We start from the raw sequence: 2,202 nt of genomic DNA on the forward strand, positions 1-2,202 counted from the left end.
CGCCGCGATGGCGGACTGCAGCGCGTCCAGGTTGCCGGCGATGGAGACCAGGAAGCGCTCGCCGGCCTCGGTCAGGGTGAGCTTGCGCGTGGAGCGCTGGAACAGGCGCACGCCGAGGTTGCGCTCCAGCATCGCGACATTGCGGCTGACGGCTGCGGGCGTCAAAGCCAGGCGCCGCGCGGCTTCCGAGAAGCTGCGGCTTTCGGCGCTGCGCACAAAGGATTCGAGGTTGGCCAGGGTTTCCATCGCCTCATCTTAAAGCAATGCTTGAAGATAATTCAAGTCATTACCGGCTTATCAAAAGGCAATCCAAATCCCATCATTCACTCCATCAACAACCCAAGGAGTGAATTCATGTCTACCCCCGTCAACACCGTCAACACCGTCAACACCGCCAACACCCCCAGCATCGGCATCATCGGTTCCGGCGCCATTGGCTCGGCCATCGCCGCCATCCTGGCCCGCCACGGCATCCCCGCCACCCTCTCGAACAGCCGCGGCCCGGGCTCGCTCAAGGACCTGGTGCACGGACTTTCCGGCATCACGGCCGGCACGCGTGAAGAGGCGGCCGCCAAGGACATCGTGTTTGTCGCCGTCAACTGGGGCCGCCTGCCGGCCGCACTGGCCGGCCTGCCCAATTTCGGCGGCCGCATCGTCATCGACACCAACAACCCGATCGAGGCGCCGCTGTTCAAGCCCGCCGAACTGAACGGCCGCCTGTCGAGCGAAATAGTCGCGGACCTGGTGCCAGGCGCGCGCGTGGTGAAGGCCTTTAACCACCTGGCGGCCGCGCTGCTGGCCACTAACCCGGCCGACCACGGCGGCAAGCGCGTGATGTTTTRTTCAGGCGACGACACGGCCGCAAAAGCCACCGTGGCCGCACTGATCGGCCGGCTCGGCTTCTCGGGCATAGACCTGGGCGCACTGGCCGTGGGTGCACGCCTGGCGCAGTTCCCGGGCGGCCCGCTGCCGATTCTCAACCTCGTGCATTTCGCGTAAGGGCCGCCGCCGCGTGAGCCTGACCCGTCACTGACGGAGCGGGTTGGCCCGATCCGGCGCACTGCGTAAAGTCACAATTTTTTTACCGTTGGTTTACCGGCGCTAGACCGCCGCTATACCAGGCCATCGCTCAATGGCGAGGCGCAGGGTCCTGCGCGGCCTGGGTTGAACAACAGGGTGCACCTGTTGTCCCACCCAGGCAGGTCTGAAGTTGCCGGTGCCATGCGCCGGCTTTTTCCGGAGAAATAAAAATCATGAAGTTCACCTATGCATCCAGATTGTTGTGGCTGTCCACCGCCGCGCTGTCGCTGGGCGCCGCACTGGCGCAACCGGCACAGGCGGCGCCGCTGGCGGCGGGCTCGCAGGATGTTTACCTCGGCGGCAATATCGCCGCCAGCCGCGCGTCCGGCCTGGGCGGCAGCATCGACGGCGCGCTGGGCAACCAGGGGCTGGCCAGCAGCACCTCGACCGGCACACCGGGTACCTCAGGCGGCTTGCGCCTGGGCTACCGCCTCAACCCCAACCTGGCCGTCGAGGCCAGCTATGACCGCATAGGCTCAACCGGCCTGCAGTCCGCCATCGCATCGCCGGCGGCGGACAGCGCTTCAGGCACCTGGAAGGCGCATGGCTTCGGCCTGCATGTGCTGGGCATCGCACCGCTCGACAACCAATGGTCGCTCTACGGTCGCGCCGGTGTCGAACAATGGCACACCTCGCTGGACACGGCCTCGGCCACCGGCAGCACCGCCAACGTATCGACGACCGGCTCCAACACCTCGCTGGCGCTGGGCGCCGGTGTCGCCTATGCCATCTCATCGAATGTGGATGCGACGGCAGAATTGGTGCACTACAACCGTGTCGGCACCTCCGCCACCGGTGTCAGCGCGGTGAACCAGGTCAACTTCGGCCTGCGCTACCACTTCCTCTGAGGGTGATCCTGGCCGGTGCCGTGGGCGCCGGCCAGACCTTCAGGCTATCGGCAAGGTGATACGGGCGCACAGCCCGCCGCCGTCGACCGGTAGCAGAGCCAGCGTCCCGCCATGGGCGCGCACCAGTCGGTCCACGATGGCCAGGCCCAGGCCGGCGCCGGCCGGGCCGCCGCGTGTGCCTTCGGCGCGGCGAAAAGGCTGCTTCAGCGCCTCGGCCTGTTCGGGCGGAATGCCGGGGCCCGCGTCAGTCACCTCTATCCAGACACAACCATCC

At 66.6% G+C, this 2,202-nt stretch carries 4 protein-coding genes; 2 read left to right on the top strand and 2 right to left on the bottom strand.

From position 1 onward, the window contains the following. Positions 1-246: LysR family transcriptional regulator (locus tag AC1D0P_RS24980; RefSeq protein WP_477679198.1), on the bottom strand; the 246-nt coding region annotated here is incomplete at its 3' end. Between the two features lie 108 nt (positions 247-354). On the opposite strand from AC1D0P_RS24980, the gene AC1D0P_RS24985 reads away from it, so the two are divergent. Beyond that, positions 355-999 (top strand): NADPH-dependent F420 reductase, encoded by a 645-nt coding sequence (locus AC1D0P_RS24985; protein ID WP_477679199.1) that lies wholly within the window; start codon positions 355-357, stop codon positions 997-999. Positions 1,000-1,253: 254 nt separating this feature from the next. Further along, complete coding sequence (locus tag AC1D0P_RS24990; RefSeq protein WP_477679200.1) at positions 1,254-1,928, top strand: porin family protein; 675 nt, start codon at positions 1,254-1,256, stop codon at positions 1,926-1,928. Between the two features lie 39 nt (positions 1,929-1,967). Here the strand turns inward: AC1D0P_RS24990 and AC1D0P_RS24995 are convergent. Continuing rightward, positions 1,968-2,202: ATP-binding protein (locus tag AC1D0P_RS24995; RefSeq protein ID WP_477679201.1), on the bottom strand; the 235-nt coding region annotated here is incomplete at its 5' end.

The sequence above is a fragment of the Polaromonas sp. P1_G2 genome (assembly GCF_056405515.1).

What these genes read in the sequence shown, in the direction of transcription:
- AC1D0P_RS24990 (WP_477679200.1), top strand. Translation starts at nt 1,254, where the DNA reads ATGAAGTTCACCTATGCATCCAGATTGTTGTGGCTGTCCACCGCCGCG.